We start from the raw sequence: 25,499 nt of genomic DNA on the forward strand, positions 1-25,499 counted from the left end.
ACTGACACGACAAGAATCGCCACCAAAGAGGTAAATCATCATGACCGACACACTACTTTGGAGCTGCACGCTGATCCTCGGGTTGATCATCGTCTACCATCACGTGGGCTATCCCGTGCTGTTGCGCTACTGGGCCAACCGCAAGCGCCAGCAATCCCTGCATCATCATCAGGTTGAGGAGCATAGCGATTTCCCTGAACTCAGCATCATCATTCCCACCTATAACGAAGCGGAAGTGATTGCGGAAAAGCTGCGTAATCTGGCGTTTCTCGACTACCCCACTCATCGCTTTGAAGTCCGCATTTACGACGATGGTTCGCAGGACGACACACTGTCGATCATCCATCGCACGCTGCAGGAAGCGGATGTGAAAAAGTTGCGGGTGCAAGTCATCGCCAACGAGGTCAACCAGGGCAAAGTCGCCATCATCAATCAGGCCATGCGGGAAACATCCACGGAATTGGTGTTACTGTCCGACGCCTCTGCGCTGATCTCTATCGACGCCCTGAAAATCGTCGCTCGCCATATGCGCGACGCCAGCGTTGGCGTCGTGGCGGCCTCTTATCAGATACTCACTCCCGGTTCGGAAGGCGAGGAAACGTACTGGCGATATCAGACCAACATTAAAGAGATGGAAAGCGTCGTCGGCTCCACCATCGGAGCTCATGGCGCCCTGTATTGTTTTCGTCGCAGCCTTTTTGAGGAGCTGCCAGAAAACGCCATCAACGATGATTTCATCCTCCCCATGCGCATCGTCGCGCAAGGCCGTCGCTGCATCTATGACCGGGATATCGTCGCCGTGGAGCTGGAGCAGGCCAGCCTCACCATGGATCATCAGCGTCGCAAGCGCATCGCCGCCGGCAATGTGCAACAGGCGCTGATGCTCACGCCGCTGTTGAATCCGAAGCATGGCGCCACCGCGTTCAACTATATTTCCGGCAAGTTTTTACGGGTGTGCATGCCTCTGATTTTGGTCGTCTTTCTCTTGTGCACGCTACTGCTGTCGCTGCACTCCTGGCTGGCGATGGTTCTGTTGCTGGGACAGATACTGGTTTACGGTCTCGCCAGTATTCGCGCCCTGACGCCCAGTGCTCCCTGGCCCAAACCGGTCAATCTGGTGCACTACCTGGTCAGCGGCCACTTCGCCAATGCCCTGGGGGCGTTACGTTATCTGTCCGGACAGGAAAACGGCCGCTGGCAGCGCGTCAAACTGGAGGCCCATCATGATTGATTTTGTTTTCACCAAAGCAGCCAAGAACGCCTCGGAGCCGACCATGATGCAAACGCGCACAGCCGCCATTGATTCACCGACGAACTATATCCCCGCCACCACCCTGGCGGCCAAGCGCTGCTTCGACATTGCCGTCAGCCTGCTGGGGCTTGCCCTCAGCGCGCCAGTGTGGCCATTGCTGATTCTGGTTATTCGTCTTGATTCGAAGGGGCCCGCGTTGTTCCGGCAACTGCGCGTCGGCCGCGCGACGCCGACTTACACGGAGCTGTTCTACATGATCAAGTTCCGCACTATGCGCGTCGACGCGGAAAAAGAAACCGGCGCCGTCTGGGCCACCCGCAACGACCCGAGAGTCACACGAGTCGGCCGCTTCCTGCGCAAAACGCGCCTGGACGAACTGCCGCAGCTGTTGAACGTATTGCGCGGCGAAATGTCCATCGTCGGCCCCCGCCCGGAACGCCCAGGCATCAGCAACAACCTGGATCGGGCCATCCCCTACTACATCGAACGCACCTACTTCGTGACGCCAGGAATCACCGGCATGGCCCAAGTCCATCAAGGCTACGACGCCTGTCTGGAAGACGTGAAAAACAAAATCGGCTACGACCACGCCTATTCACTCTGCCTGTCCAGCTTCAGCTCATGGCTGAAAACTGACATAGAAATTATCCTGCTAACCTTCTGGGTAATGATACGAGGCCGGGGGCAATAGCCCCTGGTACCATGGCGCTGTATTGGGGCTCACTCATATCTCTCCAATCCCAATGGAACCATACTTTCATTTACAAAATTCGTTACATATTTCTCACTGTCTCTTTCAACCCATACAGTCAACAAAGGAGGTCCGTCCCAAAGCGTTTCAAATGACATATGAAAGCCATATCTTTTGTTAAACAAATCAAATCCATTCTCACGCAGAAATAAATGATCTGGATAAAAGAAAGAGCTTGCAGTGTCATATAACATCCTGCCAGTCTCAGCGCATTCTTCTTTCTGAACAAACTGACATATAGAATACACTCCATGAGATTTAAAATACTTAAAACCGGGGCATCTATCGTCAGGTTCTTCATTGCAAAGGTGTTCTACTGACTCGTATAGGTCTCGCCCTATAAGTTCCACTTTATTCATTTGCCTATAAAACAAGTAAACGCCGTTCTTAAAAGCGGGGTTAAATGCAATAACATCTCCAAGCCATGTTCTTCCAATTTCCACCATACCTTCTATCAACTCCCTCCCACCATTTCCCTCTGGCAGAGCGCCATCGTAGAATCTACAGTTTCCTACCTCGTGCTTATTTAAAATATAGTTTGGCGAGTGAATTCTAATTGAATCACATAGCTCGCCCTCTCCAAACCTTCGAATATACTCTTTGTAGCCCTTTGGAAACCTTCCTTTAAATTTATCCTCAATATATCCCACTGATTCATCATCCAATAGGGAAAACTGGTTAAAAACCAAGTACACACTATCAAATAAATTCATCTCTCAGGCCCCATATAAAAACCGATAAGCGCAAAGATAAACCTACCTGAGCTAATACAATACGCTCCTCTCGGACCCCGTACTGCATGCCATTCATCTATAAAACACAACTTCCACAAGGAACCACAAATTCCCGCCGTAACTCATACTCGATAGCAACTGTGCTTTTGTCCCCAAAAATTTCGCTCATGTTTTATCTGGCGGCAATTCTGCGATTGCGTAGCTATTCATTGAATCTGAAAGTAAAGTTAGCCGCTCGCATCGTCTTATGGCAAATCAATCGCAATTAGACCAGACAAGCACGCCAACGCCATTTGGGGTCTCAACAGGAACCCATGCCTCCATTATCTGGCGCTCCCTTCTATACTCGTCGGCATAGTGTATTTTTAATAAATTTCTCGTGGACTCTCTACTACCCTTCTCATTACTCCAGATGGGTATAGAGCCAACAATAGACTCCAGCTTCTTCAATCTTTCTGAATCAAGCAGAGTTGGCCAGCGCCCACAGGGCTCTCCTCCTGCCCAGCAGCTATTGCCGCGGTGAAAAACGCGTGTAAGTTCATCCACATCCACTGATAAACCCTCATTCCCCGCACCTCCAACAGGGATGTAGTAACCTTCCATTTCCATCAGACAGCAATCTGTGCCGCCGCACTGCTGTTGATAAATAACGCCTGTTGGGTGTTCAACTATCACTCCGAGATACCCAACATTTGTTCCATCTGGATCAAGAAATATTTTTGGTTTATTCATATACTTAAGCAGAATTTATTCACTGCGTGATCATACGCATCTTGTTTAAATGTACCTGTCGGATGGCGCTTCGCTTATCCAACCTACGGTTTTCCCTATGTCTATTCAGTTTGGCATGGGAGCGGCGTTTACGCTTTGCTGAGCAGCCAGTCTTTCAGCACGCTGGCGTTATGGCTGATCGCTTTGCCTTTGGGGGTGATCAGGTAATAGTTGCAACAGGAAGGCGTCGCGGGAAGCGGAGCGATGAGACGACCGCTGGCCAGTTCTTCTTTTACCAGGGAGCCGCGCGCAAGCGCTACTCCAAGGCCTGCATCAGCAGCTGCGATGGCCATATCCGAACGGTTAAAGTAATGGCCCTGCTGGCTGGGCGCATCAGGCAATCCTGAGCGGTCCAGCCAGTAGCGCCATTCTGCGTCCCGGGGGGAATCTGGCCAGGGCATCGCATCATGTAACAACGAGACGCTATCCCAGATTCTGGGGTCTCGCCAGTTCGCGCCCTTCATATACTCAGGGCTGATGACCGGCAGCAGGATTTCCTCCACCAGCAGCGTCGCATCAAAGTTCTGATACTCGCCGTCGCTGTAATCGATGGCCAAATCAAAACTAGCGGCGCCCAGTTTAAGCAGCGCCGCTTCCGCATAGGTTTCAATCTTGATATCGGGATGGCTGAGATTGAACTCTTTGAGCATTGGAATCAGCCATTTAAAAACAAATGACGGCGTAGAGGTAAGTCTGACGGAGGAATCGTTGGGGCTCGTTTGTAGACGATCAATAGTCAGCCTGATGGCGTCAATTGATTGCCGCGTCACGGTCAATAATTCGCTGCCTTTAGCCGTTAATTGGATACCGGACGGGCGACGCTCAAACAGCTTGATTCCCAGCTGTTCTTCCAGCTTGCGAATTTGCTGGCTCACAGCGCCGGTAGTGACATAGAGTTCCCGGGCGGCCTCAGAGAAGCTTAATAACCTGCCACAGGCTTCAAAATAAATCAGCGTGGAAAAGGTACGCGCACCCAGTCCTGACATCGTTAACCTTCCCGTTAGTGTTTAGCCATACTAAACAGCCGTTGAATTTCTATCGTTTGCTTTCCAAGTAACGAAAACCCAGAATTTCCAAACATATTAATACAAAGCCAGTCAAACATGGATAAACAATGAATCCTCTCAGTATCGCCCAAGACGGGCTTAAAGCCATCCAGAATAGCCAATCTATAGTATGGCTAAACAAAAATTATCAAATTCCGGCTTCAGCTCCCTCCACCCCAGACGTCGATGAACTCTACGCGGCGGAATCCCGCCTCAAACGATTTGCGCCGCTGCTACAGAGACTGTTCCCCGAACTCGAACCCAGCCACGGACTGATTGAGTCTTCTCTGATAAAAGCCGATCGGCTTAACAGCAGGATCAATCCAGTGGGCGGTTCGCTGTACCTGAAAGCGGATCATGACTTGCCGGTGGCAGGCTCAGTCAAAGCCCGCGGCGGCATTCACGAAGTGCTTTGTTTTGCTGAATCCCTGGCGTTGAAGCATGGTGTGCTTAAGGGCGTAGACAGCGACTACTGTACGCTCACATCCCAATCAGCTCGCGACCTGTTTTCACAGCACACCATCACCGTCGGCAGCACAGGCAACCTGGGTCTGAGCATTGGCGTCATAGGGTCTGCGCTGGGGTTCAAAACAGTAGTCCATATGTCGTCAGATGCTAAAGAATGGAAAATGGAGCGCCTTAGAAAACGTGGCGTGCGGGTGGTTGAGCATGACGCCGATTATGGCGCGGCGCTTGAGGCCGGACGCCTTGAGACGATTGCCGATCCGTGCGGTTATTTTGTCGATGATGAACGATCCCCCAACCTTTTCATGGGCTACGCTGTCGCAGCCAGGCGCCTTCAGGCGCAGCTTGAAACTCTGAACATTATGGTGGATGCCGAGCATCCTCTGTTTGTGTATCTGCCTGCCGGCGTGGGTGGAGCCCCAGGCGGCATTACCTATGGCCTGAAACATATTTTCAATGACCATGTTCACTGCTTTTTTGCCGAGCCGGTACAGGCGCCCTGTATGCTACTTGGCATGGCTGGCGCACCGGGCGCGGTTCCGACCTCCATCTACGAACTCGGTTTAAAGAACCGCACAGATGCTGATGGCCTGGCTGTCGGAGCCGCATCACAGTGGGTGTGCGACGCCACGCGCAACCTCCTGTCAGGCGTGTATACGGCGACGGATGAACAGCTTTACCAGCAGCTTTACCTGTTAAAAGACCTGGAAAATATTGAAGTTGAGCCCTCTGCGGCCATCGGCTGCCTCGGCCCTGAAATGCTGATGACCGAGGCCGGACAGAAGTATCTAGACTCACATCACCTCACCCACCGCATGTCGAATAGCGTGCATATCCCCTGGCTGACGGGAGGCTCTTTTGTTCCTGATGAGGAGTATCAGCGTTATCTCGCAAAAGCGGTAAAAATTTCTACATGAAAACGGGGTAGAACAGAGTGGCGGCCTTCATCTGGGATCAGATTAAAGTCGCTCTCCTAAAAATAACGGACAAATTTACTGAGGGACATTTCAGGTTTATTTAGTATGATGAAGATGGCAATAAATTCAGCCAGTTATGAAAGGCGCTCAGGAAGATTATGGGAGATCCTACTGGCGCTGTTCTCTGAAAAAATTCGGTGAAAGACTTCATTAAATCGACAAAAGGAAGGAGTTCTTATGTCTGGAGAGTTAGAGGCGAAAAATCACGCGGATGCGGTACTCAACGCCTATAAATTAACTTATCTGCCTTTAAACAAAAAAGGGTTAACGATTGACGGCATCGGGCTTATGTTGCCTGATCCTGGCATGCCGCTAGGGGTTATTCTAAAGAAGGACAGCAGCTTCATCGTCCTGCTTGGTGAGCAGCATAGTACGGAGACGTTATCGCCGCTTTTACCCGGTGATCAGACTTTGATGATTGCAGGCGCCAAAGCCGTGGTCGCCGCCATCGGCAAATTAGGGAGCAAACATACGACCATTGCGGCGGTCGAACTCCCTATCAAGAACGGAAGTATCGTTGGATCAGGCGCCGGACTGACCAAGATGGAGAAGCTCACCATTGCCGATCCCGCCGATAAAAACCTCGGATCAATCAATCACTCTCTGTTTTATTACAGGGCGACGCTTTTGAAAGACGTGTTGTTCGCCGAAGGTGAAAATACCGTCGAAGTCGTCGACCAGGGACTAGCGGCCAAATCAGACGAACGCAATCCGGGGATCGCCGCTCATTTGATCAACGCAGCCGCAAGCGTCAAAGGGCCCAGCGTAACCGTGCTGCCCGTCGGACTCTCGCACTTAGGCGGAAACAGCATACAGACACAACTGACCATGAAAGGATGGTCCATCACGACAAAGATTGTCTAAGCTGGCGATATAACTTCGTGTGAGTTTGTTCGTTATTTATGGAGCCTCATTGTGATGATGAGGCTCGACTATCCAGAATATTTACAGGGTCTTTACGGACGAATTTCAACAACTTCTGCGAAACCGTTTGGGCTTTAGCCATCAATTTGCTTGGCTCTACCAACGCCAAAGCGATATCTACATCTGGGCTTTTTCTCAGGATAAATCTGAAGCGTATGTGTTGGATGGCGCTTCGCTTATCCAACCTACGTTTCACTCTGCGCCCATATACAGACCAAAGAAAGCGCCAGGCGTTTTGACAGAACACCTACGTTTCCTCCCCCCACCCTCCGATCAGAAGTGGGTAGGTCGGAAAAGCGAAGCGCCTTCCGACATGCGGAGCTGAATGGCCACACTAGTTGTAACAGGCCCAGACATAACTTCTGTTGGCGAACGAGCTGAATGATTAATATAAGGCAGGGTATACGTTCCCATAAATTTCACATGCACAGAGCATTGCCGACTTGTGCAGGCAGTACGGCAGGAATACTTTTCCTTAGCTCACCACAGCCAATTCACCATCATTAATATCATGTAGATCAACGTCAGTTAAAATAGTCCCAGATAAGTCGGATTTTTTAAAACTCATTTCAAACAAGATTACCTCTTCATACGAGTCTGCTATCACGTACCTCTTTTCTCCGCTTTCCTCATCAATGAAGACATTTGACTCTAAGGGCCTTCTGGGATTTTTTTTAGCAACTATCGCAATCCGCCAGTAATCACCGTCATCTATAGTTCCAGGGCATGTTTTTTCAAAAAACCAGGCTGGAATATCGCTCTTGGGATGCTTCTGGAGGAATTCACCAATGAATTTTTCTATTGCAGCTTCAACAGCAGGATTATCTTCAAGCTTTTTACGCACAAACCACTTCCATTAAAATCTCAAATACCTACATGACCACTGCATCTACTCAGCCACCTTACAACGATCCCAAGAGCCTACTTGTATTTATCCGCCTATTCATTAACCATCAACTTTTGACCCAGTCCGCAATGCGCTCATTTTCCTTCAAGTTCTCTCTCAAGTAGTAGTAAACCGTATCCATGTTTACCACGATATCCAGCGCTGCGATGATGATGGATGCGCCATCATCCGTTGGAAACTCAAATACCTCAAAATATCCATTTACCTTTTTCTCCTGCAGTACTTTCAGCGCCTTACTTTCTTCGATCAAGGAGAAAACAGCTGTAATGTGAGGATTGCTACCCCAGGAAGGCGTCCCGGAAAAGTATGCGACATCTAAAAATTTAATCTCAAGTTGATGATAATAAGAAAAGTCCCTGCTACCCAGAATTATCAACTCGTTAGCATTAAAGCTGAAAACTTCGAAGTCGAACCAGGCGGAATTAGCCGTGGCGTTATTTACGGCATCAACCCTACTTTTAAGCCGCGCATTATTCATCAGCTTCACACTATGATTTTGTGACCAGTTAAACCGCCTCGCCCGCAGCAAAAACTACCGGCTTTCGTAATCCATCAGCATTTGATTAAACAGTTCTGTATCTTCTTCACTGAGTTCGTTTTCGGTATCTGCAAGCAATCCAGAGATCATGTGGTATTCCAATTCGTTGCGGATACGGCCTCGTTTACGTATGCCTGCTATTTTCGTCCAGTATCTGTAACGCAATGCGGAGAGTGTGATCAGGCCATTCGTACTCAAGTCGGCGTCGACCTGCTGCAAGGTTTCTGCGTCTACGTCCAAAGTGTCCTCTATGATATCCTTGATCGCTTCCCGTAATCCCGTTAGTGCGGCAGCAGCGCCAAACTCGTCCAGGGTGCTGTCCAGCGCGTGGGACGGGTGAACGGGGTCTTCGGGGGGAATATCTTCATAGACCGTGCTGAAATAGTCTAGAAACTGGCTGAGTTCTATAAACTCCTTCTGCTTAGGAGGAGAAAGTCTGCGTATCTTTTTCTCCAGTTCGTCGGTCATTTGTTCCGCCTTTTTTCAGCACATTCGGACGTTTCATCTTAATCGCAGGGTTAGTTTCGAGCTACTTCTCATGAAACGAAGTTCCGCGCACCACAGCCAATCAGGCGTGCTTTTTTCTGGTTTCAAGTCACAACGAACGCCACATCAAGCCCCCCAAAATCTTCGCAATCCGCAACTGCAAAAAGCGAATTAGCTCGTTCCCACTTCTGATGCCACCCATTAACCAATTGTTTTTATTGCAAAAATAATCTGGCACAGGGGTTGCTCCTAGTCTTGTGAGTTTTATCACTACGACCTGGGGACGTTATGAACATCACTGAATATTCTTGCAACGATTATCTCGTCATCGCGCTGGATGGGACTTTTGACGCTAATGCGGTGCAGCATTGCCGCGAGCAGTTGGAGGAGTCGGCTTTGAATCATGTTGGCGGAGTCGCTTTTGATTTGAGCGATGTGTCTTTCATGGATTCTTCCGGCATCGGCGCGTTGGTTTTCATCTATAAGCAGCTGCACGCCAACCGTCGGCAGATGGCGCTGGTGGGGTTGCAGGGGCAGCCGCAGCGGTTGGCGACGTTGTTGCGGATCGACCGCACCATTCTGTCTTTTGACACCATGAAAAGCTTTATCGCCTTGCAGCAACCTGCGCAGGAGCAGCGGGCATGAGACGCGCCCGTCTGCTGATCCTGGGAGCGGGTCTGTGCGCCCTCGCCGGCTGTCAGAGCTGGCCGGAGGAAGGCAAAGGCGGCGCGGCGGAAATCCGCAGCGGCGAGGTGCAGCGTTATCATCAGATCAGTTTCAAGCCGGATCAGGACAGTCTCGCCAAACAGGCCCAGTTGGAAAAGCTGGAGCTGGATGCGCTGACTTTGCTGGGGGGTGACTATTGCATTCCCGCCCAGCTTAAAACGCTTAGACAACGCCTAAATCGCGCATTCAGAGAGCTGGATGCGGGGCTGTTGCCGGACGCTTACAACAGTCTGGCGATTCTGCACAAAGAGACGAAAAGCGCCAACGCCCAGCTGGCTTACCTCAACGAACACACCACCTGCGCGGTCGCCGGCGACCATGATGGCTCTGACTCAACCTTGAACGGCTTTCCCATGCTGGTGCATTTTGATGTAAACCAGTCGGAATTGTCAGAGGGATATCAGGGCTATCTCACCCGTTTATCCGCTTACCTGCTGGGAGACGACTCTGTCTCTATCGAACTGATTGGACACACGGACCAGCGTGGCGAAAACGACGCCAACCAGCGTCTGGCCCAGGCCCGCGCCAAGGCGGTTGCGGCGTTTCTGGCGCAACAAGGGGTGGCGCAGACGCGCATCCAGATCCGAGCCGAGGGCGAAGAACAGACGTTGTTGCAGGACGCGGACAGCCACTCCCATGGCTTCAATCGTCGGGTGGAAATCTACCTCAATCGCCAGCAACAACGCGGCGCAATATCAACGCCCATTCCCCAGCGCGATTGGGAGTCCCATTTACAGGGACGCTACCTCTAAAACAGGACCCGGATCACTATGGCAAGTCAAACGCACCCTATCATCCCTCATTCGATCAGAAAGTCTGAGCAAGGCGCTCGCCTGACGCGGTTGACTATTTGGCTGACGGCGCTGATCGGAATACTGCTGACTTGCCGCCACGTAGGCGCTGAAGAGACGGCTGCTCCGTTACAACCGGGTGATCAACTCTATCTGGGACTGACGGGCGAACAGGCGTTCAATCGTAACTTCCCTGTGGATCGCGAGGGACGCATTCTGCTGCCGGAAGCCGGCCCGGTGAAAATCGCCGGACAATCGCTGAGCGCCGCGACGCAGATGATCCAGCTGGCGCTGGGACAGGTTTATCGGGATGTGGAGCGCCTGCAGGTGACTCTGGCGGAACGCAATCTCATCATTGACGTTTCCGGCTATGTGGAGAACCCCGGCAGCGTGCTGACGCCCATCGCCGGCGACGTGCAAACCGCTATCACCCTGGCGGGCGGACTGCTGCCCGGCGCGCAACTGGACCGCATGCAGATTCAACGGGGCGACGACATCATCTACTTCAGCTACAAGGCGTACCTGGACTCCGGCGACCGCTCCAGCCTGCCGCCACTGCGCTCTCTGGATCGCCTGTTTATTCCCGCTTCGCCGCTGATTGGCAATGTGCAGATCGACTTTGACGCGCAAACCCTGGCGGCCAGCGGCGACGCCAGCGACGACCGTCAGGCGGTGCGCATCTTCGGCGAAGTGAAAAGTCCGGGACGCTTCAATTACGAGCCGGATTACAGCGTCATCGACGCCATCATGCGCGCAGGCGGCGTGACCCGCTACGCCGCGGTCGAACAGATCAAAATCATCTCGGACAGCGCTCCATACAACTTCAATCTCAAGCGCTATCTGGAAAGCGGCGACGCGTCGCTGCTGCCGCAACTGAAGCCCAACTCCACCATTTTCGTGCCCATCCAGCAGGACGAAATCAAAGCCGGCGCTAATGTGGTCTACGTGATGGGCGAGGTGTTCAAACCCGGCGCTTTTGAAGGCAAGCCCGGGGCAACACTGCTGGACATCATGGCCAACGCCGGCGGTCCCACCCGCTTCGCCGAATCGCGGCAGATTCGCATCCTTAAGGCGGACGGCGCGGTGATTCCCTTCGACCTGCAAGCCTATACGGAAGGCGTCAGTCGCGTCGCCCTGCCGGAAGTGGCGCCGGGAGACGCGGTTTTCGTACCGGAAAAAACCGACGTCAACGAAGCCTCCTGGTTGAAAACGCCACCGGATCGCGCCGTGGAAATCATCGGTCAGGTCTACAATCCCGGCCGCTTTGAATGGTCCGACGAGATGACCCTGATGGACCTGCTGGGACACGCCCAAGGCCCTACCGCCCGCGCCGATATCGCCAACATCAAAATCATGCGTCGCAGCGGCGATAAAGTCCTGTCCAGCACCTTCAACCTGGACCGCTTCATCAAATACGGCGGCGACCTGAGCGAGATTCCACAACTCGACGCGGGAACCTCCGTGATCATTCCGGAACTGCCGCAAGATCCTTCGGACAACAAAGCGCAATGGGTGCGTCAGGCGAAAGAGAATTCCATCTACATCATGGGTCAGGTGGGCGCTCCCGGTCGCTATATGTTCAATGAAGAGATGACCTTTCTCGACATTCTTTCCGCGGCGGACGGTCCCAATGGCTCGGCGGACATCCACAACATTCGCGTGGTGCATCGGGACGGCGCTCAGGCGCGCATTTCCAAGCTCAACCTGGCGCTTTACTTTGAAACCGGCGATCAGACCCTGCTGCCCGTGGTCAAACCCGGCGATTCCATCTTCGTGCCGGAAAAAGACCGTAACTGGCTGGAGGAAAGCAAAGAGAACACCGTGAGAGTGCTGGGCTCCGTCAACAAACCCGGACGCTACCGCTTCAGCGACGACATGACCGTGCTGGACCTGCTGGCCCAGGCGGGCGGCGCCACCGCCAGCGCCTATATCGAGCGCATTGTGGTGGTGAATACCTCCTGCTGCGCCGACAGCGCCAGCAGCTTCGATCTGGAAAGCTTTGTAAAGGAGCCGGACATGAGCAAGCTGCCGGTGCTGCGCCCCGGAGACACGCTGTATATACCGGATAAGTCCGACAGCCACTGGGCCACGCTCAGCAGCAGTCTGGAAGGCGTGTTCAAGATCATTTCCGTGGTTGGAATCATAGGAGCGCTGTGATGCCCGCTATCGAAAACTTCGTCGAAATCGAACATGTTTACGCACAGACTCTGGGTAAAGGGTTGCGCACCCTGGCGGTGGCCGCCGTCAACTCCGGGGACGGCTGCTCCACCCTCGCCTACGCCCTGGCCCGACGCCACAGCGCCTCAGGAAGGCAAACCCTGCTGGTGGACATGAACCTGTTCCGCCCCTCCGCCGATATCCACTTTCAACTGCCGCGCGCCGCCTGGTCGCTGGACAACGGCTCCAGCCACAGCGCCATCGCTGAGGCCGGGCAAAACATGCAGGTTTTAACTGCTACACTGAATTCATCAATCGGCTTCAGGGACACAGGACTCATCAGGAAAGTCATTCAGGATTGGGAAAGCCAAGTGGACGCCATTGTCTTCGATACCTCGCCGTTAAAGGCGGTGAACCATCAAAACATTCCAGCAGAACTGATTTGCGCCGCCAGTCAGGCCTGCATTCTGATCGTGAAATCCGGCGCCACCACGGAGGCGGATCTGGAGCACGCCTGCCACAAGCTGAAGTCCCATGATGCGCGCATTCTCGGCGCGGTGATGAACGACATCGAAAACCCCGGCCTCGCCGCGGAACTGAAGCGGGAAATCAGCCGACTGGCGCGCCGCTTTCCCAACTTCGCCGCCCGCCTTCGCCGCTGGGTTCAGTCCAGCCGTTTTCTGAATCTGCCGTTATAGGGAGACATGCATGCGGATACTCGTCACCTTCCTCTGCCTGATCTACGCCGCACTCGTCAGCGCCAGCCTGAGCGCCGCCGAAACGCAAGGCTACGAGTTCGGCATCGTGCCGCAGCAAAGCGCCGACAAACTGGCGCGGGCCTGGGGCCCGGTGCTCAAGTACATAGAGCAGAAGAGCGGCGTGCGCCTGCTGTTCAAGACCGCGCCCAATATTCCAGAGTTTGAGTCACGACTGGGTCGCGGCCAGTATCACTTCGCCTACATGAATCCCTACCACTTTGTGGTCTACAACAAGTATCCCGGTTATCAGGCGGTGGCCCGGGAGAAAGACAAAATGATCAAAGGCATTATCGTGGTCCCTGCGGACAGCCCCATTCAGGACCTGGAGAGCCTGCAAAACGCCAAGCTCGCCTTTCCCGCTCCCGCCGCCTTCGCCGCCAGCGTTCTGCCCCAGGCGATCCTGGCGCGTCAGGGCATCCGTATTCAGCCGCAGTACGTGCTGACCCACGATTCGGTGTATCTCAATGTGATGCAGAAGCGCTTTGTCGCCGGCGGCGGCGTGATGCGCACCTTTAACGCCATGCCGGATGACGTCACCCGCAACCTGCGCATTCTATGGACCACGCCGGCGTACACGCCTCACGCCATCGCCAGCGCGCCCGGCGTGCCGCCGCAGGTAGTGCAAGCAGTGACGGAAACGCTGATCAGCATGGGTGACAGCGAGCAGGGTCGCGCCCTGCTGGAGCCCTTGAATATGCGCGGTTTCATTCCCGCCGCCAACGCCGACTGGGATGACATTCGCGCCTTACAGATTGATTTGCTGTAGCGGCGACAGGTGCAAAAAAGAGTGCTGTAAATAAGAGTGCAGAAACTATGTCCTTTCGTTTGAAAACCATACTGGGCGTCGCACTGATCGAAGCGGTTTTCGTGTCGGTGCTGATCTTCAATTTTCTGCAGATCATGAACCAGTCCCACTTGAAGCAGGCGCAGGAGGAAGCCGCCCGTTTTGGCGTGCTGTTCAGCGCCGCCGCCACCGATGCGCTGCTGTCCTCGGATATCGCCACGTTAAACAGCATGGTGGCCGAGCTTCTGACCAGTCCCCATGTCACCTATGTGTCCATTCATGACAACAGCAGCGTCCTCAGCAGCGGCGGCGTGCGCCCTTCTCCCGACGATGAGCTCGGCGCGACATTGCAGGAGATTCCCATCAAGGTAGGCGACGCGGTCTTCGGTAATGTCGAACTGGGACTCGACGCCAGCGCTCTGGACGAAGCCTGGCTACAGGCCCGCGATCAGAGCATCCGCATTGCGATCATCGGCGTGGTGCTGGTGGCGCTGGTGTCCATGATGTTCGGCTCCTACCTGACCCGACAACTGCAATTGATGCGCAGCGCCCTGCGCCGCCTGCAGGAAGGCGATTTCAGTCTGATTGAGGCCAACCCCGGACGAGATGAACTCGGCGAAACTATCAGCGCGTTCAACCTGATGAGCCGGGAGCTGGAAAGCGTGCATCAGGACATGCGGGAAAGCCTGGAGCAAGCCCGGGCGCTGGCGCATAAGCTGCATTTCAGCGAGGCGCAATTACGCGCCATTACTGACAACATGCTGGATGGCCTCATCACCCTGAACGCCGAGGGCAAAATTCGCTACATGAACCACGCCTCGGAAACCATGTTCGGCTACGCGATGAAAGAGCTTGAGGGACATCGGTATGACCTTATTATCGTCGACCAATTGCAGCGGGACCGCATCGAGGGGTTTATCCTCAAACTGTCTCATCACCGCGCGCCGGCCCATGTCACGCGGCAGACCGACGAGTGGGGTTATCGCCGCGACGGCGGCCGCTTCCCCATCGACCTGATCATCAACGCCGCCGAAATAGACGGAGATCAGGTCGCCATCCTGACCTTCCGGGATTTATCCAAAATCAAAGAACTGAAGGAAATGGCGGACATCAACCTGGCGGTGAAAGAGGCTATGCTGGAGTGCTCCCTCAACGCCATTGTTTCCGTCAACGACGGCGGCAAAATCGTTGAGTTCAACCCTGCTGCGGAAGACATGTTCGGCTACTCCAGGGACGACGTCATGTTTCAGCCCGTCGCCAATTATCTGGTGCCGACCGCCCTGCGAGGCGCCTTTCGGGAACAGTTGGATCAGTTCAAGGCGACGGGGCGCTCGCCCTTTTTGAATAAACGTCTGCAAGGGCAGGCCGAGCGCCGGGACGGGGTTAATTTCCCCATAGAGATATCCATCACCGTGTCCAGACTGGCGGGTTGCTACATTTTCACCGCCATGCTGGAGGATATCTCCGAACGCCGTCAGGAACAGGAGTCCCTGCGTAACGCTATTGAGGAAGCGGACCGCGCCAATCACGCCAAGTCGGATTTCCTCGCCTCCATGAGCCACGAAATCCGCACGCCTCTCAACGTAGTGCTGGGCACCGTCGAGCTGTTAAAAGACACGCCCCTCACCCGACATCAGCGTCACTATCTGCAATCCGCGGAAAGCGCCGGAAAGAATCTGCTGGAAATCATCAACGACGTCCTCGATCTGGCCAAAATCGAAGCCGGCAAACTGGAGCCTCATCTGGAGCCCTGTAACCTGCCCGCGAAGGTCGAATATGTCACCCGCCTGCTGTCGCAAAGAGCCCACCAGAAGGGACTGTTCATTCAAAGCGTGATCGACGCCAACACGCCCGCCAGCATCGTCACCGACAGCAGTTTCCTGCGCCAGATCCTGGTCAACCTGATCGGCAACGCCATCAAGTTCACTCAGCGCGGCGGCGTCAATGTGATGGTGTACGTCGCCCATCTGCACGGAACCCAACACCTTTGCATTGATGTCAGCGACACGGGTCCAGGAATCAGCGCGGAAGCGAAAAAGAAGATTTTTTCCGAATTCTTCCAAGAGCATAGTCACAGAGACGGCACGGGATTGGGGCTGATGATTTCACGCCATATGGCGAACATCATCAATGGCGACATCACCCTGGCCAGCAAAGTGGGCTCCGGCTCCACATTCAGTCTGCAGCTTCCACTTGCTAACACTGCGCCGCCCACCGTCAATCGCGCCAATCTGGACGCCCTGGTCGCGCCGCTGCAAGGCCATCGCATTATCATCGCCAGCGACAGCAGAGAGTGGCGGCGGGCCTTCCAATGGCAATTGCATCTATGGACCCTGGACAGCGTCTGCTGCCTGCAAGAAGAGGATCTGCGCAAGCAGCTCGATAGCGGTCTCAAGCTCATCGCATTACTGGACATGGAGAATCCACCGGACTGGATTGACGCAGCGTTCCAGGAGCCGGCTCTGACCCGTATCGCCGTTTATCGTCACGCCAGCCAACCCAAAACGGAAGCGGAAGGCTGTTACGGCGTTCTGCATACGCCCGCGACCCGCAAACAGACGTTGCAGGCTCTGCTCGCCTGCGCCCTGGGAAGGCCCATTGAAGCGCCGGAAAGCGCCGAAGAAGTCGAGCTGCGTCGCGACAATCTCTATGCGCCTTCGTCTCCGCAGTCTGTGGAAACAGATCTGGGTGAGATTCTGGTGGTGGACGATAGCGACGCCAATTTGCTTATCGCCCGCTCGTTTCTGGAGTACGCCGGGTTCCACGTCGACACTGCTCTCAGCGGCAAAGAAGCCATCGAGAAAATCGAAAGCAGCGCTTACGACCTGATATTCATGGACATGCGCATGCCCGGCCTGAGCGGCCGCGAAACCGTGGAAGTCATGCGCCGACGCGGACTCACCACGCCCATCGTGGCGCTCACCGCCCACGCCATGACCTCAGAGCGGGAGAGCTGCCTGGCCGGCGGCATGCAGGACTTCCTCACCAAGCCAGTGGACCGCGCGCGCCTGATTGAAATGGCCAGTCACTGGATCAGGAAAAGCGGCAAAAAGGCGTCTCCGCCAGCGCCGCTTTCCGGTCCGGCGTCACTTTTCAATCCAACGCCGCTTTCCGGTCCGGCGTCCACAAGCACGCCGCCAGCCGCCGAGCCTGGCGTCAACAATGCGCTGATTAATCCCAAAGCCTTGGAGCAACTGCTCAACGACACTTCGGCGGATACCCTGAAACGCATGCTGGGGATTTTCTCCACTGAGCTGACCAAGCGGGTGGACGCCATGCAGGCACACCTTGGCGACCAGGACTACGAGCAGTTTGAAATCTGCGCCCATGCGCTGAAAAGCAGCTCGCAGACTTTCGGCGCGCAGCGCATTCATTTGCACGCCAAAGCCATTGAGGAAGCCTGCAAAGCGCATAACTACACGGAGGCGGAGAACGAATATCTTTCCATGCGCCAACTGACCGACTCGACCTTAGAGGCGTTGAATGAACTCCACCCTTTTAACTAGCCATCCCGGTTACGACCGACTGTTCTATCAATCCCGCCCGGATCTCGCCGCCGTGGGCGCGGCGCGGGAGTGCGCGGCCCGTTTTCTGCTGGGTAAAGGCGTCGCTAATCAGACCAGTGAGGACATGCAATTGCTGGTGGCGGAGTATTTCACCAATGTGGTGAAACATGACGCCCAGGCGGATTTTATCGCGCTGGATAAACGCAGCGGAGATGGGTTTGTCGACCTGCTGCTACTGGATAATGGCGCGGATCTGTCCTCTTTGTTTGACGCCGAACGCAACATCGAGGATCTGTTATCGGAGAGTCCTTTGCATGAGAGCGGCATGGGGCTGACGCTGATTCGCAGTCTGGCTCCCCACGCGCGCTACCAGCGCATCCTCGGCAAAGACGGAGACTTCAACAGCTATTGCGTGCGCGTAAAACTGACTGGCGCAAAACCGCGCATCGCCGTGATCGACGACGATCTGACTCAGCTTCACCTGCTGCAGGCTTATCTGGCGGATGAATACGAGGTGACGACTCTGGAGGATCCCCGCGAAGCCGAAAAAGCGATCATCGAGCAACCGCCACAGCTGATTCTCTGCGACGTCAACATGCCCCATCTCAACGGTCTGGATTTACGTAAACGTCTGGCGGAACGCGCGGCCACCCGTATGATTCCGTTTATTTTCATGAGCGGATGCGCGCCCCAACAAGTGCAAAGCAGCGCCGCGCATCTATCCATTGACGGGTTTATCGAAAAGCCCATGACCAGGCAGCGACTGCAGCAAACCGTCGCCCAGGTCATCAAACGCTCTCAGGATGTGAGAAACACCCTCAACGCCGAACTGGACAACCGCGTGTCTTCCCTGCTGTGGTCGCCTATTCCCGAGCGCTTCAGCCAAATGCGGATTTCTTCCGGTTACCGCGTCGCCGCCAGAGGCGGAGGCGATTTCATCTTCCATCGCGACAGCGGCGACGCCTTCACCCTGATTCTCGGGGACATCATGGGGCATGGCGAGCAAGCCAAGTTCTTCGCTCACGCCGCGGCGGGCTATCTGCACGGGCTCTGCCACGCCGCGCCGCAGTCCGCCTCGCCGGGAAAGCTGCTAAATCAGCTGTCCCACTTCGTCGCCTCTTCGCCACTGCTCGCCCGCACCGGACTTACCTGCCTGGTCATTCAGCTGCGTCCCGGGAGCAACCGTCTCACCATCGCCTCCGCAGGTCATCCAGAGCCCTGGCTGCTGACGGATGGCGAACTGCGCCCTCTCGCCTGCGGCGGCATGATGCTGGGCCTGGCGCATAATTACTCTTATGAAGAATGTGAGCTGGAACTACCGGAAGATTCCATATTCATTGGCTACACTGATGGATTAACAGAGCATGGAGAAGGCGCAGTGGAGGACCGGGAGAACGCCGTCCGCACGCTGCTCGCCGCCAACCTGAAGCTATTTCCCCAGGCCCCGGCGCAAACCCAGTTGGATGAAGCTTTGCGCGCCGCCGGCTCCACGCTCGAAGACGATGCGACCCTGTTGCTGCTCAGAGCCAGCCCTTGAACGCTCACTCGTGGCGATGAGATGGATTCACCCATGACCCAATGGAAGCTGACGTGAAGAAACGGATATTGTTGATCGAAGACAGCCAGTCCCTGGCGTCCCTGTATCAAAGCTACCTGGAAGCGGGCGGCTACATGATCGTCACGGTGGAAACCGGTCGCGACGCCATCGTGCAAATTCTGCGGGAACCGCCGGACGTGGTGCTGCTGGACCTCAAGCTGCCGGACATGGACGGCATGGATATCCTCAAGCGCATCCAGCAGGATGACCTGCCCTGTACGGTGATCGTCATGACCGCGCACGGCTCCATCGACATCGCCGTCAACGCCATGCAATACGGGGCCTTCGATTTTCTGGTGAAGCCTTTCGACGCCCGCCGCCTGCAGGTCACCGTGAAGAATGCGCTGGCCAACAATAATCTGGTGAAGGAGGTGCAAGGCTATCGGGAGCAGTTCGCGCGCCGTCACTATGAAGGCTTCATCGGCGAGTCATTGCCCATGCAAGGGGTGTATCGCATCATCGACTGCGCCGCCCCAAGCAACGCAACGGTATTTATCACCGGCGAAAGCGGCGTCGGTAAAGAAGTGTGCGCCGAAGCGATCCATAATCGCAGTCCGCGCAAACCCGGCCCGTTCGTCCCCTTGAACTGCGGAGCCATTCCCAAAGACCTGATGGAAAGCGAGATATTCGGCCACGTCAAAGGCGCCTACACCGGCGCTCTGAACAACCGTGACGGCGCCGCCACTCAGGCCCACCGCGGCACCCTGTTTCTGGACGAAATCTGCGAGATGGATCTGGAGCTGCAAACCAAACTGCTGCGCTTTATTCAAACCGGCACGTTTCAGCGGGTTGGCGGCTCACAACAGGAAACCGTAGACGTCAGATTTGTATGCGCCACCAACCGCGATCCCTTGCAGGAGGTGCAGGCGGGACGTTTCCGGGAGGACCTGTACTACCGGCTCCACGTCATCCCTATCTATCTGCCGCCGCTCAGAGAACGGGAAACCGACATCAAACTGTTGATGGAAAGCTTTCTGCGGGAATACGCCAAACAGGAAAACAAACGCTTCACCCGCTTCTCGCCAGAAGCGGTCAATATCATGATGGCCCACAACTGGCCGGGCAATGTCCGAGAGCTGCAGAACGTTATCCGCAACATTGTCGTGCTCAACAATGATGAAGCCGTCACCCCGGACATGATCCCCTTTCACGCCGCCTCAAGGGCGTCGCCATCACCGCAACGCCCCTCCGCGCCACACCTCGAACAGCCCTTTTCCGCCGAACCAGGACAGGAAGACGCCCCCATCAAACCACTATGGCTCATCGAAAAAGAAGCCATCGAACAAGCCATCGAACACTGCGGCGGCAACATCCCCAAAGCCGCAGCAATGCTGGACGTCAGCGCCTCCACGATTTATCGCAAAAAGGAAAAGTGGGAGCAGGAGCAGGCAATAACTTAATCTATTTCACAGACTCAACCCACCCCTGCCCCACTGTGCTCTATAACAATCAGGGCTATACGAAAAGGGTTTGGGCAGGCCGAAGTCTCTCGCTGTTAATATCGTCACCAGGGGGCGATAAGGTATACCTTCCATACGATATCGTTTTCCTGCATGGACCTTGAACAGCAGGAGTTCGCGGATGTCTTTATTGAGTTCCAGCAACCTGTTTTGTAATTCACTTAGTCCAGGGTTCCCGCTGACTTCGGAGCGGCCTACCCAAAACAGAAAATCTTCTTCCTCCGTCGGGGTCATGGCCTTGAAAATATATCCTTCGGTGCAGTTAACCACCGCTACAAAACCAAGCACGCACGTGGGCGGACAGTAGCGCTCAAGCTCCAGTATCGGCGACTCCCCTAAAGCATGGCGGATAATGGTTTTCGCCAGCACCATTTGCCCTTTGTCAAAGGGCTCCAGACGCACAGAACTGCACATTTCAAAGGCTTTGAGGATTTCCTGCTGGCTATTGCCCTCTCCTTGCAGAAAGCGTATCCAGCCATACAGGTGGGAATAGGGAGACCGATGAACAGGGTTATCCATCTCCGTGCGCCAGAGTGCTGTATTCTTCTGGTTTACCATACCTGTCGGCGTTATGGTTTCTATCGATTGTCGGCATTTGCTCATATCCTTATGTGTGTTGTCGCCGTGCAAGGCTTACCCGGTTTTCGCTCCATAATCAGCAAGCAATTCATCCAGCCTCTCCAGCTCAATTTCGACATAGCGATGGAAGTTCAGATAGTCGTCACGTCCAATCAGAGAAGGCAGCAAACGGATAGCCCATTCACACTTTTTTGCTTGAAAGGTTAAGTTTTCCTGATGGCAAGCTACTTCCTGCAGCATTTTCAGACTTAGAAGCTTATTGGCGACACAATCCAGGATCGCGTTATACGGCGCCTCTCTGTTTCCGATTCGATTCCATTCTTCATCAACGAAACGTTGCGGCATGTGTTCACCTTATGGGTTCATCCCTATCCCTTAGACCATTCTGTATCTACCCGCCCATGTCCGTTCCTGACTCGATTCGCCTAATCTACGAGCCAAGTCCGTCTTGCAGTTCATTTTCGATCTGCCGCAGCAGGTAAATCACACGCCCATAAAGCAAAGTGCGCTCACTGGCTTCGAGATTTATCTTTAAATTAGTCAGCTCGTTTATCGTTATATCTATCAAGTAAATTTGTTTGTTGGACAGCTTTAATTTCTTTTTCAGCTTCATCAACTGCTGTTGCTTGGCTTCAATCAGACCAACTTTTGTTGCGGAGGGAGTCGCTTCATCTCCTAGACTCAGGCCCCAATCAGCGTCAACCAATATCTCGGCCATACCCATTTCCCCGCACTTCTTAAGCCCTAATGACAAGTAGGACTTCGCCGGAAGTTCTTATCTTAAAATCCGGCATAATGTCGCCGTGCAGGCGCGTCTGTACGTCTGGTTATTACCCAATGAAAGTCATTCAAAGCAAAAGCCGTCCGGCTCATTTCCTGGTTCTGATTCCCCGGTTTCAAGCAATCCATCCAGCTTTTCCAGTTCAACGTCCGCCAGAGAGAAATAGTGGGTAAAGTCAGCTTCTCCAATATGGCCCTTAAGATTATGCAGGCAGCTCTGACATGTCAGGATCTGACACATAATGTCGGGCATCTCCTCCGCCGCAACGGAGAGCTCACATAACTGGATCAACTTGCTGACAATCGTGTTGACCACTTGCTCCTGAGGAGTGTCGGCGCTTCCTGCTATGGCCCAATTAAAGTCGACATAAGGCTTAGTCATTATCGATATTCTTCAAGCGGAATTTAGCCAACAATTATAAATTTAGCTGATATTAAAGAGGCAGCGAGCCCGGGTTTATATTGATATGGCATAACAAAGCCTGCGATTGGGTTAAGGGCGCGCCTTTTGCTTATTCAGCCCCAGCCTTACGGACTTTAGGGAAAACAAAAATATAGGCTTTTTAAGCTTCGGATATAGGTTTATCTGTGCGGCTATTCCTATGGAGCCTCTGAAAAACGTCGACCTGGGAATTATTCAGCCCTATTTGCAAATGACGCATTAAGCGCTTTTTCGTACGCTTCTCTTGGCTGCATCCCGATTGGTGAGGCTTTCAACTTTAGCGATCAGTTGTTCCTGCACTTCTCCGAATTCAACTTTCGAAGGAAGAACTTTCCTTCCCATTTTTATCAGAGAAACCACCATTATCGCCCATGAGGTGAGGCTCAACGGAAGTCTATACACCTCGTAGTCCCCCGCCTCTCTGACAGTGATGACAGGAAGCACTCGCCTTCCTCCCGGAGTGGACTCAGCATTTAATCCTGCCTGCTCACACTCATATTTGGAGACCGCACAAAACGATACCTCCTCGACATCAAGAACAACCCCACTGATCCCCCGGCTGTAGTCAGCTCTTGGTATTACAAGTTCCGGCAAAGCCAGCCAATCATCGACGGTTGTGACCAATGCGTCATACATGGAGAAGACTCCTCTTCTTCGGGGTAATCGAGCGGGTCATAAATACAGCTTACAACCCCCACTTACAGGGAATAATAGGCTCGATTACGAATCTGCACAAAAAACAGTCAAACAAAAGTTTACCGCCTGTCTTTGATCATTAGCGTTAACGCAAACAGAGCTAAGCGTATTGCCGCAAAACCCGTTGTGATCTACTCAGATAGCGTGTGAGGCAGGAATGCCTCTCCGGCATATTTAATACGTGGTCCCGCCAGGTTGATCACGCCTCTCACTTTCTCAAATGAAGGCAGACATGCGGCTCATATCATCTATACTTTTACCTACACGGACTTACAAAAATTTGGGGCTTGATGGTGGAATCCTCTTCATGCGCCAAAGTCAGTATTTCTATGCGACTAGCCAACTTATGGAAGCTGCCGCTTCCCCATCTTCTCGCCGAGGCGGATCAGAGCGGCGATTGGATTAAGTGCAATACATTATGGCGCCAGTACTCTGGACTCTCTGCGGCCAGCTCTACCGGTATGAGATGGATCGAAGTCATCCACCAGGACGATATCTCAGCGGTTCAAAGAGGATGGCGAATCGGTATCGAAGCAAAAGGCCCTTTCGAGCTGACGATGCGCCTGCTGCGTGCGTCAGACTCATCATATCGATGGCATGTTTGTCATATCGTTCCTCTCGACGATGAACAGGGCGAAATTCCTGGCTGGCTCGTTTCTTTCACTGATATTCATGGCCGCAAAGCGCAACAAGAGGGTGATCACTCCTCCGTCGCCAAGTTACAGAGTGAAAGAGAGGTGCTGGCGACCTCCAATGACTATCTGCTCGAAGTATTGCGGGAATATCGCGAAACAGAAATCAGGCTGGAAAAAGCAACCGAAAAGCTAAACCAAATCGTTGAAACCCAGTCCCATCTGTCTCAAGCAGAAATAGACATGACTGCTTTTATGCAGCTTGTGACAGATAAAATGCTACTTCTCACTCCCGCTACGGGAGCTATTATCGAACTCATGAATGGGGACGAGATGGTGTATCAAGCCACCAGCGGCGCCGCGCATCAGTTCGAAGGTATGAGGCTGAATTTACTCAACAGCCTGTCCGGTCTCTGCATCACTGACCGCAAAGCCCTTATCGCCGAAGACACCGCCAATGACCCCAGGGTGAATCATGAAGCGTGCAAAAAAATCGGAGCGGCCTCAATGGTGGTCACCCCCCTCTATGAAGAGGGTAACGTGGTGGGCGTACTAAAAATTATTTCCGACACGCCCTATGCCTTTGACGATGAAGATTTGAAAACGTTGGAAATGATGGCGGGCCTCATCGGCTCAGCCATTGGCCGCAAGATCAGGCTGCAGGAAAAAGAGGATTTATTACAGGCGAAGTCTCTGACGCTGATGCAGTTGGAGCAGGAAGTAGAGCAGCGGAAGCGGATTGAAGAGCGGCTCAAAGCCAACGAAATGCGTACCCGGCGCATTATAGAAAGTTCTCATGAAGCCTTCGTCGCAATGAACGCAAGCGGCTTTATCACAGACTGGAATCTCAAAGCAGAAGAAACCTTTGGCTGGACGGCGGCAGAGGCGATCGGGCGTAAATTATCAGACTTAATCATTCCGACCGGGCTCCGTGAAAGACATGAGCTTGGCATGCGAAAATTTATTGAAACCGGCCAAGGGATCGTTTTAGGCAAGCGCCTTGAACTGCTCGCCCTCAATAAAAAAGGCGAGAAATTACCGGTAGAGATCACCATTTCCGCCATTTCGGTACGAGAAAAATGGCAGTTTTACGCCTTTCTGCATGATATCTCGGAAAGGAAGCAGACAGAGCAAAAGCTGCGTCATTTAGCTCAATACGACAGCCTCACCAGCCTGCCTAACCGCGCCTTATTCTATGACCGCCTCAATCAGGCTCTCGCGCGCTCTCATCGTAACGAAGCGCTGTTCGCCCTGATGTATCTGGATATCGACCGCTTCAAGTCGATCAACGACACTCACGGCCATGGCGTCGGCGACGAACTACTGACCGCGTTCAGCAGTCGTATTCAACTTATTATCAGAGAATCCGACACGCTGGCCCGACTGGGAGGAGATGAATTTGTCATCATTGCGGAGAACATTGGCGACCAGGGCGACGCAGAACACATCGCGCAGAAAATACTTTGGGCGATGAAACAGGCGTTTCAACTCAATGAATTGAGCATCCAAGTGGGAACCAGTATCGGCGTCGCTCTACTACCCGCTCACGACGTGTCAGCGGACGATCTGGTCAGGATGGCGGATAAAGCGTTGTACTCGGCGAAGGAAGCAGGAAGGAACACCTACAGGATATATGAAGAAACCGGTCAGGCGGCGGAAAAACCTCAACACTAATGCTTGACCGCCCCGTTAATGTGGAAGGCGGAAGAGTGTTCGTTGGCAGGCGCTGGGCTTCTACAA

24 protein-coding genes are annotated in these 25,499 nt (G+C 53.8%); 13 read left to right on the top strand and 11 right to left on the bottom strand.

Going from position 1 to position 25,499, the window contains the following annotated elements; genetic code table 11:
* The first annotated feature begins 40 nt into the window (after nt 1-40).
* Both ACQYWX_RS17450 and ACQYWX_RS17455 read left to right on the top strand, forming a co-directional pair.
* Nucleotides 41-1,231 (top strand): glycosyltransferase family 2 protein, encoded by a 1,191-nt coding sequence (locus tag ACQYWX_RS17450; RefSeq protein WP_431685751.1) that lies wholly within the window; start codon nt 41-43, stop codon nt 1,229-1,231.
* A complete protein-coding gene (locus ACQYWX_RS17455; RefSeq protein ID WP_431685752.1) occupies nt 1,224-1,943 on the top strand; it encodes a sugar transferase in 720 nt (239 codons plus the stop codon). The genes ACQYWX_RS17450 and ACQYWX_RS17455 overlap by 8 nt, the downstream gene beginning before the upstream one ends.
* A gap of 29 nt (nt 1,944-1,972) precedes the next feature.
* Here the strand turns inward: ACQYWX_RS17455 and ACQYWX_RS17460 are convergent, their stop codons facing one another.
* The 3 genes from ACQYWX_RS17460 to ACQYWX_RS17470 form a co-directional block, all read right to left on the bottom strand.
* Nucleotides 1,973-2,716, bottom strand: a complete 744-nt coding sequence (locus tag ACQYWX_RS17460; RefSeq protein ID WP_431685753.1) for a hypothetical protein — start codon at nt 2,714-2,716, stop codon at nt 1,973-1,975.
* A 276-nt stretch (nt 2,717-2,992) separates the two neighbouring features.
* Nucleotides 2,993-3,469, bottom strand: coding sequence for a DUF6210 family protein (locus ACQYWX_RS17465; RefSeq protein WP_431685754.1), 477 nt, complete (start codon nt 3,467-3,469; stop codon nt 2,993-2,995).
* A 128-nt stretch (nt 3,470-3,597) separates the two neighbouring features.
* Nucleotides 3,598-4,494 carry a LysR substrate-binding domain-containing protein gene (locus ACQYWX_RS17470; protein WP_431685755.1) on the bottom strand — a complete coding sequence of 299 codons (897 nt, stop codon included), beginning with the start codon at nt 4,492-4,494 and terminating at the stop codon, nt 3,598-3,600.
* Nucleotides 4,495-4,622: 128 nt separating this feature from the next.
* On the opposite strand from ACQYWX_RS17470, the gene ACQYWX_RS17475 reads away from it, so the two are divergent.
* Together ACQYWX_RS17475 and ACQYWX_RS17480 are read left to right on the top strand one after the other, a co-directional pair.
* Nucleotides 4,623-5,936 (top strand): D-serine ammonia-lyase, encoded by a 1,314-nt coding sequence (locus tag ACQYWX_RS17475; protein WP_431685756.1) that lies wholly within the window; start codon nt 4,623-4,625, stop codon nt 5,934-5,936.
* A 237-nt stretch (nt 5,937-6,173) separates the two neighbouring features.
* Nucleotides 6,174-6,860, top strand: coding sequence for a hypothetical protein (locus tag ACQYWX_RS17480; RefSeq protein WP_279508468.1), 687 nt, complete (start codon nt 6,174-6,176; stop codon nt 6,858-6,860).
* Nucleotides 6,861-7,395: 535 nt separating this feature from the next.
* Here ACQYWX_RS17480 and ACQYWX_RS17485 read toward each other — a convergent pair.
* The 3 genes from ACQYWX_RS17485 to ACQYWX_RS17495 all read right to left on the bottom strand — a co-directional run bounded on the left by ACQYWX_RS17485 (nt 7,396) and on the right by ACQYWX_RS17495 (nt 8,833).
* Nucleotides 7,396-7,764: a hypothetical protein gene (locus ACQYWX_RS17485; protein ID WP_431685757.1), complete on the bottom strand. Its 369-nt coding sequence runs from the start codon at nt 7,762-7,764 to the stop codon at nt 7,396-7,398.
* Nucleotides 7,765-7,873: 109 nt separating this feature from the next.
* Entirely contained in the window at nt 7,874-8,314 is a 441-nt protein-coding gene (locus ACQYWX_RS17490; RefSeq protein WP_431685758.1) for a hypothetical protein, read from the bottom strand.
* Between the two features lie 45 nt (nt 8,315-8,359).
* The gene (locus tag ACQYWX_RS17495) at nt 8,360-8,833 is read right to left on the bottom strand and encodes a hypothetical protein (protein ID WP_431685759.1); all 474 of its coding nucleotides are present in this window, start codon (nt 8,831-8,833) and stop codon (nt 8,360-8,362) included.
* Between the two features lie 306 nt (nt 8,834-9,139).
* On the opposite strand from ACQYWX_RS17495, the gene ACQYWX_RS17500 reads away from it, so the two are divergent.
* Genes ACQYWX_RS17500 through ACQYWX_RS17535 form a run of 8 tightly spaced genes read left to right on the top strand, consistent with a single transcriptional unit; the run spans nt 9,140 to nt 20,570 of the window.
* A complete protein-coding gene (locus ACQYWX_RS17500; RefSeq protein WP_216738704.1) occupies nt 9,140-9,496 on the top strand; it encodes an STAS domain-containing protein in 357 nt (118 codons plus the stop codon).
* A complete protein-coding gene (locus tag ACQYWX_RS17505; protein WP_431685760.1) occupies nt 9,493-10,329 on the top strand; it encodes an OmpA family protein in 837 nt (278 codons plus the stop codon). The genes ACQYWX_RS17500 and ACQYWX_RS17505 overlap by 4 nt, the downstream gene beginning before the upstream one ends.
* A gap of 18 nt (nt 10,330-10,347) precedes the next feature.
* The gene (locus tag ACQYWX_RS17510; RefSeq protein WP_431685761.1) at nt 10,348-12,525 is read left to right on the top strand and encodes an SLBB domain-containing protein; all 2,178 of its coding nucleotides are present in this window, start codon (nt 10,348-10,350) and stop codon (nt 12,523-12,525) included.
* Entirely contained in the window at nt 12,525-13,223 is a 699-nt protein-coding gene (locus ACQYWX_RS17515; protein WP_216738707.1) for a tyrosine-protein kinase family protein, read from the top strand. Before ACQYWX_RS17510 ends, ACQYWX_RS17515 begins: the two co-directional genes overlap by 1 nt.
* Nucleotides 13,224-13,233: 10 nt before the next feature.
* Complete coding sequence (locus ACQYWX_RS17520; protein WP_279502474.1) at nt 13,234-14,049, top strand: phosphate/phosphite/phosphonate ABC transporter substrate-binding protein; 816 nt, start codon at nt 13,234-13,236, stop codon at nt 14,047-14,049.
* Nucleotides 14,050-14,096: 47 nt separating this feature from the next.
* On the top strand, nt 14,097-17,573 hold the full coding sequence (locus ACQYWX_RS17525) for a PAS domain S-box protein (RefSeq protein ID WP_431685762.1): 3,477 nt from the start codon (nt 14,097-14,099) through the stop codon (nt 17,571-17,573).
* Complete coding sequence (locus tag ACQYWX_RS17530; RefSeq protein ID WP_431685763.1) at nt 17,551-19,110, top strand: SpoIIE family protein phosphatase; 1,560 nt, start codon at nt 17,551-17,553, stop codon at nt 19,108-19,110. Before ACQYWX_RS17525 ends, ACQYWX_RS17530 begins: the two co-directional genes overlap by 23 nt.
* A 53-nt stretch (nt 19,111-19,163) precedes the next feature.
* Nucleotides 19,164-20,570, top strand: coding sequence for a sigma-54-dependent transcriptional regulator (locus tag ACQYWX_RS17535; RefSeq protein ID WP_431685764.1), 1,407 nt, complete (start codon nt 19,164-19,166; stop codon nt 20,568-20,570).
* Nucleotides 20,571-20,576: 6 nt separating this feature from the next.
* Here ACQYWX_RS17535 and ACQYWX_RS17540 read toward each other — a convergent pair whose 3' ends face one another.
* From ACQYWX_RS17540 to ACQYWX_RS17560, 5 genes are all read right to left on the bottom strand, one after another.
* The gene (locus ACQYWX_RS17540; protein ID WP_431685765.1) at nt 20,577-21,188 is read right to left on the bottom strand and encodes a hypothetical protein; all 612 of its coding nucleotides are present in this window, start codon (nt 21,186-21,188) and stop codon (nt 20,577-20,579) included.
* A gap of 75 nt (nt 21,189-21,263) precedes the next feature.
* On the bottom strand, nt 21,264-21,554 hold the full coding sequence (locus ACQYWX_RS17545; protein ID WP_216738713.1) for a hypothetical protein: 291 nt from the start codon (nt 21,552-21,554) through the stop codon (nt 21,264-21,266).
* Between the two features lie 85 nt (nt 21,555-21,639).
* Entirely contained in the window at nt 21,640-21,927 is a 288-nt protein-coding gene (locus ACQYWX_RS17550) for a hypothetical protein (RefSeq protein WP_431685766.1), read from the bottom strand.
* 126 nt (nt 21,928-22,053) lie between these two features.
* Complete coding sequence (locus tag ACQYWX_RS17555; protein WP_279502485.1) at nt 22,054-22,371, bottom strand: hypothetical protein; 318 nt, start codon at nt 22,369-22,371, stop codon at nt 22,054-22,056.
* Nucleotides 22,372-22,650: 279 nt separating this feature from the next.
* A complete protein-coding gene (locus ACQYWX_RS17560) occupies nt 22,651-23,067 on the bottom strand; it encodes a hypothetical protein (RefSeq protein ID WP_431685767.1) in 417 nt (138 codons plus the stop codon).
* A 389-nt stretch (nt 23,068-23,456) separates the two neighbouring features.
* Here ACQYWX_RS17560 and ACQYWX_RS17565 point away from each other — a divergent pair, with 389 nt between their 5' ends.
* Nucleotides 23,457-25,433, top strand: a complete 1,977-nt coding sequence (locus ACQYWX_RS17565; protein WP_431685768.1) for a diguanylate cyclase domain-containing protein — start codon at nt 23,457-23,459, stop codon at nt 25,431-25,433.
* The last annotated feature ends 66 nt before the right edge of the window (nt 25,434-25,499 follow it).

The sequence above is a fragment of the Hahella sp. NBU794 genome, assembly GCF_050749805.1.
GTDB lineage: Bacteria > Pseudomonadota > Gammaproteobacteria > Pseudomonadales > Oleiphilaceae > Hahella.

What these genes read in the sequence shown, in the direction of transcription:
- ACQYWX_RS17450 (WP_431685751.1), top strand. Translation starts at nt 41, where the DNA reads ATGACCGACACACTACTTTGGAGCTGCACGCTGATCCTCGGGTTGATC.
- ACQYWX_RS17455 (WP_431685752.1), top strand. Translation starts at nt 1,224, where the DNA reads ATGATTGATTTTGTTTTCACCAAAGCAGCCAAGAACGCCTCGGAGCCG.
- ACQYWX_RS17460 (WP_431685753.1), bottom strand. Translation starts at nt 2,716, where the DNA reads ATGAATTTATTTGATAGTGTGTACTTGGTTTTTAACCAGTTTTCCCTA.
- ACQYWX_RS17465 (WP_431685754.1), bottom strand. Translation starts at nt 3,469, where the DNA reads ATGAATAAACCAAAAATATTTCTTGATCCAGATGGAACAAATGTTGGG.
- ACQYWX_RS17470 (WP_431685755.1), bottom strand. Translation starts at nt 4,494, where the DNA reads ATGTCAGGACTGGGTGCGCGTACCTTTTCCACGCTGATTTATTTTGAA.
- ACQYWX_RS17475 (WP_431685756.1), top strand. Translation starts at nt 4,623, where the DNA reads ATGAATCCTCTCAGTATCGCCCAAGACGGGCTTAAAGCCATCCAGAAT.
- ACQYWX_RS17480 (WP_279508468.1), top strand. Translation starts at nt 6,174, where the DNA reads ATGTCTGGAGAGTTAGAGGCGAAAAATCACGCGGATGCGGTACTCAAC.
- ACQYWX_RS17495 (WP_431685759.1), bottom strand. Translation starts at nt 8,833, where the DNA reads ATGACCGACGAACTGGAGAAAAAGATACGCAGACTTTCTCCTCCTAAG.
- ACQYWX_RS17500 (WP_216738704.1), top strand. Translation starts at nt 9,140, where the DNA reads ATGAACATCACTGAATATTCTTGCAACGATTATCTCGTCATCGCGCTG.
- ACQYWX_RS17505 (WP_431685760.1), top strand. Translation starts at nt 9,493, where the DNA reads ATGAGACGCGCCCGTCTGCTGATCCTGGGAGCGGGTCTGTGCGCCCTC.
- ACQYWX_RS17510 (WP_431685761.1), top strand. Translation starts at nt 10,348, where the DNA reads ATGGCAAGTCAAACGCACCCTATCATCCCTCATTCGATCAGAAAGTCT.
- ACQYWX_RS17515 (WP_216738707.1), top strand. Translation starts at nt 12,525, where the DNA reads ATGCCCGCTATCGAAAACTTCGTCGAAATCGAACATGTTTACGCACAG.
- ACQYWX_RS17520 (WP_279502474.1), top strand. Translation starts at nt 13,234, where the DNA reads ATGCGGATACTCGTCACCTTCCTCTGCCTGATCTACGCCGCACTCGTC.
- ACQYWX_RS17525 (WP_431685762.1), top strand. Translation starts at nt 14,097, where the DNA reads ATGTCCTTTCGTTTGAAAACCATACTGGGCGTCGCACTGATCGAAGCG.
- ACQYWX_RS17530 (WP_431685763.1), top strand. Translation starts at nt 17,551, where the DNA reads ATGAACTCCACCCTTTTAACTAGCCATCCCGGTTACGACCGACTGTTC.
- ACQYWX_RS17540 (WP_431685765.1), bottom strand. Translation starts at nt 21,188, where the DNA reads ATGGTAAACCAGAAGAATACAGCACTCTGGCGCACGGAGATGGATAAC.
- ACQYWX_RS17545 (WP_216738713.1), bottom strand. Translation starts at nt 21,554, where the DNA reads ATGCCGCAACGTTTCGTTGATGAAGAATGGAATCGAATCGGAAACAGA.
- ACQYWX_RS17550 (WP_431685766.1), bottom strand. Translation starts at nt 21,927, where the DNA reads ATGGCCGAGATATTGGTTGACGCTGATTGGGGCCTGAGTCTAGGAGAT.
- ACQYWX_RS17555 (WP_279502485.1), bottom strand. Translation starts at nt 22,371, where the DNA reads ATGACTAAGCCTTATGTCGACTTTAATTGGGCCATAGCAGGAAGCGCC.
- ACQYWX_RS17560 (WP_431685767.1), bottom strand. Translation starts at nt 23,067, where the DNA reads ATGTATGACGCATTGGTCACAACCGTCGATGATTGGCTGGCTTTGCCG.
- ACQYWX_RS17565 (WP_431685768.1), top strand. Translation starts at nt 23,457, where the DNA reads ATGCGACTAGCCAACTTATGGAAGCTGCCGCTTCCCCATCTTCTCGCC.